This window comes from Leptotrichia sp. oral taxon 879 str. F0557, from assembly GCF_000469385.1.
GTDB classification, from domain to species: domain Bacteria; phylum Fusobacteriota; class Fusobacteriia; order Fusobacteriales; family Leptotrichiaceae; genus Leptotrichia; species Leptotrichia mesophila.
This window is the reverse complement of the sequence record NZ_KI271356.1, coordinates 19,265-20,614: the sequence shown is the minus strand read 5'-3', so window position 1 is coordinate 20,614 and position 1,350 is coordinate 19,265. Positions and strand designations below refer to the sequence as shown.

Below are 1,350 nucleotides of genomic sequence, written 5' to 3'. Positions count from 1 at the left end.
CTGAGAACATACTGATAAAAAGCGGGGAGTTTTCCTTGTCTAAAAGAGGGAGCTTTTCAGAGACACTGAGATAGAGGTTGTACTGGTTGACACTACGGAATGCGAAATTGAGCATCCTAAAAAGACAGCGGAAATATTACTCGGGAAAAAAGAAAAAGCACACGCTAAAGACTCAGATAGTGGCAGACGAAAAAGATCTAAGGATACATAGGCATAAATAAGATACACAGTAACAGCTTGATACTTAAAAAATCGACAAAAAGGAACAAATTAACTAAAGAGGATAGAAAATACAATTCGACTATTTCAAAGCGGAGAATCTACATAGAGCATGTGAACAGGTATATCAAGAAATTCAGGATAGTGTCTACACGTTATGGAAACAAGAGAAGAAAATTTTCTATGAGATTCTCGTTGATTTGTACAATTTATAATTTTGAACTATAGGTTGTCAAACAGGTTTAATGTCATTTCTTTGTTTAAATTTTCAAGATATTCTTTTGCTCCGTCAACAAATGAGACTGTATCAGTTTCAGAATCTAAAGTGGATAAAATAGGTATTTTAATTTCATTTATCTCTATATATTCAAATTTTTCCTCTTGATTTTTATTAGACACATTTATACCTCCATTTTATTTTTACCATTGATTTTCTACAAAAGTTCTGATTACTCTTCCTTTACAATATAATAATTCTGTATTCAAAACAATAATATCATCATAACCAGGATTAAATGAACATAATCTGATAATTCCCTGTTTATCTATTATTAATTGTTTTATATATGTCTCATCATTATATTCAAAAACGCAAACTTTACCGTTTAAGCTTATTGGATTACTGCAAAGTTCAGGATCAACAATGGCAATAGCACCATCAGGAATACTTTTATCAAGACCAGTCATACTTTCACCAGAAACTTTAATTGCAAAAATTCCTTTTCTATAAATGTTTTGTGGTACCGGATAACTGCCTATCTCTTCTGAAAGGTTGATATATCCTGTACCAGCACTAGCCTTTCCATACATCGGGATCTCGAATATTTCGATAGGAGTTAAAGGCTCTGGAGCTGGATTTTTTATATCTGTAATTCCAGCTAAATAATTTAAGTCAATATTAAAAAATTTTGCATAAGCTGTAATAAACTTGCTGCTTGGCTCAGATAAATTATTTTCCCAACGTGAAATCATACTTTTAGTTATGTTAAGATTATATTCCCTATTTAATTTTTCAACAAGGGAATCCATTGATAAAGAATTTTCCTTTCGTAAATCCTTTAACCGTTTACCAATATTCATATTAATTCCTCCACATCTATATAGTAAAACTGCTTTAAAACTAAACTCAAA

The 1,350-nt window shown here is 31.0% G+C and carries 3 protein-coding genes; 1 reads left to right on the top strand and 2 read right to left on the bottom strand.

Annotated elements, in window-relative coordinates:
- Positions 1–237: 237 nt before the first annotated feature.
- Positions 238–447: a transposase family protein gene (locus tag HMPREF1552_RS13030; RefSeq protein ID WP_196808141.1), complete on the top strand. Its 210-nt coding sequence runs from the start codon at positions 238–240 to the stop codon at positions 445–447.
- On the opposite strand, the gene HMPREF1552_RS12375 is transcribed toward HMPREF1552_RS13030, so the two are convergent.
- Positions 442–618: a hypothetical protein gene (locus HMPREF1552_RS12375; protein ID WP_021745254.1), complete on the bottom strand. Its 177-nt coding sequence runs from the start codon at positions 616–618 to the stop codon at positions 442–444. The genes HMPREF1552_RS13030 and HMPREF1552_RS12375 overlap by 6 nt on opposite strands.
- Before the next feature lie 21 nt (positions 619–639).
- Positions 640–1,350, bottom strand: a 711-nt coding sequence (locus HMPREF1552_RS11705; protein WP_021745253.1) for an XRE family transcriptional regulator, incomplete at its 5' end; no start/stop codon positions are given.